General features: G+C 56.3%; 5 protein-coding genes. All 5 read right to left on the bottom strand.

Annotated elements, in window-relative coordinates; all coding sequences use genetic code 11:
• A partial coding sequence (locus tag ACQ4N7_RS12790) for an Hpt domain-containing protein (protein WP_430711891.1) occupies window positions 1-983 on the bottom strand: 983 nt, incomplete at its 3' end.
• Between the two features lie 52 nt (window positions 984-1,035).
• Window positions 1,036-2,493, bottom strand: a complete 1,458-nt coding sequence (locus ACQ4N7_RS12785; RefSeq protein ID WP_430711890.1) for a methyl-accepting chemotaxis protein — start codon at window positions 2,491-2,493, stop codon at window positions 1,036-1,038.
• 71 nt (window positions 2,494-2,564) lie between these two features.
• A complete protein-coding gene (locus ACQ4N7_RS12780) occupies window positions 2,565-3,590 on the bottom strand; it encodes a chemotaxis protein CheW (RefSeq protein WP_430711889.1) in 1,026 nt (341 codons plus the stop codon).
• A 217-nt stretch (window positions 3,591-3,807) separates the two neighbouring features.
• Window positions 3,808-5,403 carry a CheR family methyltransferase gene (locus tag ACQ4N7_RS12775; RefSeq protein ID WP_430711888.1) on the bottom strand — a complete coding sequence of 532 codons (1,596 nt, stop codon included), beginning with the start codon at window positions 5,401-5,403 and terminating at the stop codon, window positions 3,808-3,810.
• A gap of 76 nt (window positions 5,404-5,479) precedes the next feature.
• Window positions 5,480-6,319, bottom strand: a complete 840-nt coding sequence (locus tag ACQ4N7_RS12770) for a pentapeptide repeat-containing protein (protein ID WP_430711887.1) — start codon at window positions 6,317-6,319, stop codon at window positions 5,480-5,482.
• Window positions 6,320-6,433: the final 114 nt, after the last annotated feature.

Raw genomic sequence — 6,433 nt, 5'->3', positions numbered from 1 at the left:
GGGGATGCACCCATGAGTTCAGCGAGTACGTAAAAGACGTTGACGTTGGTGGGTTCACCAGTGGTGGCTTCATGGACAAGCTGCTTCATGGCGGCCATGCCGTGGGCGAGGCGATCGCACAGATCCGCCGACAGGGGCGCTTCGTTGCGCTTCACCAGGCCGAGCAGGTGTTCGATCTGGTGAGCGATTTTGCCCAAATCGCCAACGCCCAGCATAGTGCTGTCGCCTTTGAGGGAGTGGGCGTCGCGCAGCAGAGCTTCGAGCACATCCTGGTCGTCGGGGTGTTTTTCGAGGTGCAGCAGACCGTCGTCGAGGGCTTGCAGGTGCTCTTCGCTAGTGCTTTTGAAGAGGCTGCGCAATTCGTCGTCGTCAATGTAGCGATCGCTGCGCTTGGCCTGCTCCAGGGCGATCGCTCCGTTGGTAGCTTCCTTACCGTTTGCTGCAGACAAATCACCTTCAAGATCGGCTACTACCGACTGAGGCAGTTCAGCAAAAATGGAGCTTGCGATGTCATCAGTAGCATCGGCGGCGTCACAGGCGGCGCTTTGGGGTGCTTCATCGGCTGGTACCAGGGCATTGTCTGCCTCAGCGGCCGGGGGGGCTAGCTCGGCTCCCATCAGCTCGGCCATCACATAGAACACCTTGACCTGGGCCGGTTCGCCAGTAGCAGCTTCATGAACGATTTGTCGCATGGCGGTCAGGCCGCGAGCCAGGCGGTCGAACAGGTCTGAGGAGAGGGTTTGTTCGCCCCGCTTAATGGCTCCCAGCACGTGCTCAAACTGGTGGGCTACCTTGCCCAGGTCGGTAACGCCTAGCATGTTCCCATCCCCCTTCAGGGAGTGGGCTTCGCGCATCAGGCTGGCTAAGATTTCCGGGTCATCAGGGTGCTTTTCAAGGTGCAGCAGGCCGTCGTCGAGGGCTTGCAGCCGCTCTGCGCTAGAGGTTTTGAAAATATCGCGCAGCTCGATGTCGTCAATCATCATGGTAGGGTGCTTCCCTCGGTTGTCTATGTGACTCTCTGATCGGCGGCTGGGGCTAAATGGCCATCTTGAGCTGAACAGCGCTCTCGTTGAGCTGGTGGGTGCCAATCTTGATTTGGCTGATGCCGCTGGCGGTTTCCTGTGCGCCTGTGTTGAGGCTGTTCATGGCGCTGACCACCTGCTGAATGGCCACGGCCTGCTGCTTGATGTTGAGAGAAATCTGCTGGCTGTTGAGCACGACATTGTTGACGGCATCGGCGACGCCAGCAAAGGCATCGGCGGTTTCTTCGGCGATTTTGACTCCTTCTTCTACTTTTTTAGTGCCCTCGTCGGTCACCATCACCGTCGAGTTGATGGCGGTTTGAATGTCGGCTACTAGCGCATTAATTTTTTCGGCTGACCGCTTGCTTTGGTCGGCTAATTTGCGAATTTCGCCCGACACGACGGCAAAGCCCCGGCCGTGTTCTCCGGCCCGCACGGCCTCTACGGCGGCGTTGAGGGCCAGCATGTTGGTTTGGTTGGCCAGGTCGCTCACCAGACCAGAGATGCCGCCAATCTGGCTGGTCTGTTCGCTGAGCCGGAGAATTTGATCTGCGATCGCATCCACTTTTTCCCGCAGGGCCGTCATACCCTCCAGGCTGCGCTCAACGGCTAGAGTGCCCCCTTCGGCCAGCGCCAGCGCCTGTTGGGCCCCGGCGGCGGCGGCTTCAGCCTGCTCAGCCGACTGCCGCGACGAAGCCCCCAGTTCATCCATGGTGGTGCTGGTTTCGCTCATCGAGGCCACCTGCTGGCTGCTGGTGCGCTCCTGCTGCTCGACGCTGGCGGCAATCTCGCTGGCCGAACTGGCAATCTCACCAGCGGCCTGGTCCATGATTCGCGAGGCTTTAATCACGATCAGGGTGCCAATTAGGGTCGATAAAATAACCGACAGCGCTGCGGCGCTGATTAATGTCAACTGGAGGCGGCGGAGAGCTTCAACCTGCAAGGCTTCGTCAGTTGCCACTATTTCGTCTTCAATTTGCTCCATAGCCAAAATCAAGCTGTCAATCTCGCTGTTTAGAGCACGGCCATTGCTCTCTCGCCAAGCCTGCACGCCCTCCTGGCTCTGGTTCTCATTGACTAAGGTGATCATGTTTTGATGCACATCAATGAACTGGTCAATCAGTGCTTTTACCTCAGTCAAGTTTTGCAGCTGAGCCTCACTAGTAACTTTGGCATTTAGCTCATCTATCAGAGCCATGTAGTCGGTTTTTGCCTTATTAAAATCTAAGAGAGAGGTAGGATTTCTTTGTAGCAAATAACCACGGGTAGCGCGGGACATAATCTGAACATTGAGGTTGACATGGTCAATGTCTTCTTTAACTTCCCTCGCCCGTTTTACTTCTTCGAGCGTTGTTGCCAGCTGATGCACGTTAACGACTGTGGCTCCCGCAGAGAGAATCAGCGCGACGACGGGTACCAAGTAGCCCAGTAAAATCCAGTGGCGTAGTTTCCAAATCTTGTGCTTTTTCATGGTGTGTCTCCGTAGGGGTTGTAAACGCAGGTGCTTATGTGAGAATGGCTAACTTTAGTTAGAGGAACGACTCAACCTGTCTGATCGACGACTAGCTCTCCCTGAATCAGCAGCGTGGGTAAGTCTAAGAGGCTCATCAGGGTGTCGCCGTAGCGGGCTACGCCTTTGAGATAGGGATTTTCGTTAGAGTGAACAGCCGTGGGCATAGCCGCCACCTCTGCCGCATTTACATAGACCACATCAAAAACATCGTCAACAACCACCCCAGCTACCAGCGAGCCCAACCGCATAACGACGGCTTTTTGCAGCGGCGCAGCAGCGGCAGGAGGCAGGTTTAAGAAGCGTCGCACATCGACTAGAGTTAAAATTTCGCCGCGCAAATTCATATTGCCGACAATGTGCGATGGGCAGCAGGGAATGGGCGTTATTTGCGAGACATTTGTGAACTTGTGCACTGTTTCTAGCCTGAGGGCAAACTGCTCTCCTGCCAGGCTGACAACCGCCAGGGCCAGTTGCTCAGAGTCGTTTTCTGTGGCCAAAGGCTGCGCCAGCCCCGCAGCCCGCTCTCGCAGCACCTGCTGGTCAGCAGGGTTAAACTGGGCCATAAATCGGTTGGCTGCGCCCTCTGCCCCGGCCAGTGGCATGACATTGCTGGGGGCCATGCCCGCCGCACCCTGCATCAAAGCCGCTGGATTGAGCAAGACAATGACGCTGTCGGCGTATTGCGCTAGCCCGGCCGTTAACGAGGGCTGAGCGTTGTCGATGTAGTGAGTTTCTAGGGTTGTAGTAATGTTGACGGTGGCGATCGCCTCCACGTTTTGAATGTGGTCAACCACTAACCCCACCCGTTGCCCCTCGCACTGCACCAAAACGACAACCTGACTGAGACGATTGGGTTGTTGGGGGTGCCCCAACAATAGCCTGAGATTTAACACCGGTAGCAGCTGGCCCCGCAGATTGAGCACTCCTGCGATCGCTGGCCCAACTTCAGGGAGTGAGGTCAGAGCGGGTAGCAAAAAGATTTCCTGTACGGCATCAGCGGCCAGTCCGTAGCGGGTATCGCCGAGGGCAAACAGCAGGTACGAGGTAGAGTTCATCACAAATTACCCAGGGGAAGATGCGGCGCAAAGGACCAGAGCGCAGGCGGCTAGCCCATCGCCAAGCCAAGGAAGAGGAGCTGCCGGGCTTAGCATTCCCGCAGAAGGTCGATCATCAGCAATGCAACCTAAAAGTCGTTGATCTAGTCAATCGTCTACCAGAGATGGTGATTCCCCAAAAATGCGGTCTGGGTGCAAGTCGAACTGGTTTTTGACCTCAGCTCTCTGCACTAGCAACTTTTGAGTTTAAATGGCTCTGCCACTGGGCAACGGTTGTATCGCTGTAATGGTCTAGTCGAGCATCGGGAGGCAGCTTAGCTAGCAGCATGAGGGCGTGACCGCGCATTTTTTGGGTCTTTTCGATCTGTTTTTCACGCTCGTAAATGCTGGCTAAATCGAGATAGGCTCTGACAAAGCTGGCGTCTAGGTAAATAATTTTGCGCAGGTGCGCTTTGGCCCCATCTAAATCATTTTGGTCTTCAGCAATTTGGGCCAGCAAATAGTGCATCTCTAGGCTCAAGGGGTGGCGACGAATGACCTGGAGGCACAGGTGCTTAGCCTGCTCGTGATGCCCTGTATTGGCGTAGGCGCGGGCGGCAATTTTGCGGGCGGCATCGCACCTGGGGTGAGCCTTTAAAATAGCTTCGGCCCTGCGAATAGCGCCGGTGTAGGCCTCTTGATCGAGCAGCGCTTCTGCCTCTTGCAGCGCTTTTTCTAGGTCTTGAGCCTGGGTTTGAAAGGGGGCAGCCCGAGAGCGAGGCCCAGTTTGAGGGTTTTTGGCTTTGAGAGCACTGGGCGATTCCGGGACGGATACTCGTTCCGAGTCAGTTCCCGTTTCTGGCATGCCGCAGGCTTTACGCTTCGCGAATCGCTGCTCTAAAGAAGGGATTGTTGCAGCCTGGGCAGGCTGAGGGGGAGCTGGTTTTAGCCCAGGCTGCTTTTGGTAGACAACAGATTCTGGAAAACTAAGGGTGGTAAACTGACTTGTATCTTGGCCATAAAGCTCGGTATGGCCGGTCAGCAAATAGCCCTGCAGTCCCAGGGCGCGATGAAATTTTTGAATGATTTGGCCGATCGCCTGGCTATCGAGATAAATAAATACGTTGCGGCAAACAATCAGGTCGATATGGCCTAGGCCGCTGGCCGGGCTGAGGTCGCTGAGTAGATTGCCGTTTTGAAAGGTAACTCGCTGCCGCAGGCGATCGCAGATCTGATGCACCTGGTGGTGAGCATAAAAGTACTTTTGCTGCAGGTCAGCGGGCGTTTGCCGAAACGACCAGCTGCCGTACAGCCCCAGGCGAGCGCTATCCACGGCAGCTTTGCTGATGTCGGTGCCCATTAGCAGCGTATCCCACTGGTCCCACGGAAAGTTGAGTTCGTCGAGGGCGATCGCGATCGAATACAGCTCCTCTCCGGTCGAGCAGCCCGCGCTCCAGATGCGCAAACTGGGCCTAGCGCCTGGGCCTGCTGCCGCCTGTTTGCGGCTGATAATGTCGGGTAGAAGGCGCTCGCTTAGGAGCCTAAACTGGTTGCTATCGCGAAAGAAATAGCTCTCGTTGACGGTCAAAATTGAGTACAGCTCCTGCCACTCAGACGCGGGGACTGCCCCAGCCGTCGGGCTGACCAATGAGCCTAGGCCGTTCTCCAGTTCTTTGAGCAGGTAGGTGTGGTAGTCGGCCAGCGACGTTAGCCGCAGGCTCTTGGCCCGCCGCCACACCTTTTCTGCCAGTGAGCTGTAGTCTTGGTCGCGAATGTGAATGCCGGAGTGACGGCTGATTAAGCTGCTAATGCGTTTTAGAATCAGGTCATCCATGGCTTGGGGCGTGTCCGTCAATTCTCGCTACAGTCCTGATCTCATTAGCGTTGTCACGCCCGACCTAAAACCCAGGCTAGTTCAAAGCGCTGGAGTCGATGGTGATAGCGTCTCTATCGTGCCCGGGGTGGGTCAAAATCAGCTGTCCCAAATTGACGCGCCACAGGTTGGTTTTCTTGAAGTTAGCCCCCGCCAGCTGGGCGTAGTCGAGACAGGCCTCAGACAGGTTGGCCCGAAACAGGTTGGCGTTTTCAAGGGAGGTATTGCTGAGGTCGGCCAACCGCAAAACGGCCTCGCGCAGGTCGGCCTCGGTCAAGTCGGCTCCGGTCAATATCGCCCGAAACAGGTTGGTGCCGACGCAGCTGGCTCGACGCAGGTTGGCCTTGGCCATATTGGCCCCCATCAGGCTGGCGCAGTTTAGATTGCTCTGGCACAGGTTGGCGTTGCAGAGGTTGGAGTAGTAAAACGTTGTTCTGACCAGGCTGGCCGATTGCAGGATGGCCTCTCGCATATCGACTTCGTAGAAATTAGATTCCCCCAGGTCGGCATCGGTGAGCAGCGTTTCCTGCATGTCGGCTTTGTAAAAGTGCGAATGCCGCAGGTTGGCGTGGCTGAGGTTGGCCGTGTAGAGGTTGGTTTTGTAGAAGTCAACCATGCTGAGGTTGGCGCTGCTCAGGTCGGCCATACAGAGGTCGCAGCGGTACAGGGTCGACGACTCAAAGTTGGCGCGGGTGAAAACGCTCTCCCTCAGGTTGGCTTCGTAGAAGTTGGCGTGACGAAAGTCGACGCCGGGCAGATGCAGCCGGCCCAGGTCTGCCCCTTGAAAGTCGGGCCGAATGCTGGGGTTCTGGATGCGCCAGGCGTTCCAGGTCTCAACGCCTTTCTCCAGGATATTGAGATGTTCAGTGTTTGCCATTGGTTAGTGCTCCCTAAGTTACGCATGGGGACGGCTGGCTAGAAGGGCCATACGTAAAGTGACGATGTCAGAACAGCCTTTGACCGGGAGTGTTCAGCAGTGCACTGAACCAGC

It is taken from the genome of Nodosilinea sp. AN01ver1 (genome assembly GCF_050565655.1).
GTDB lineage: Bacteria > Cyanobacteriota > Cyanobacteriia > Phormidesmidales > Phormidesmidaceae > Nodosilinea.
The sequence above is the reverse complement of the archived record's forward strand: the minus strand, read 5'-3'. Positions and strand labels throughout refer to the sequence as shown.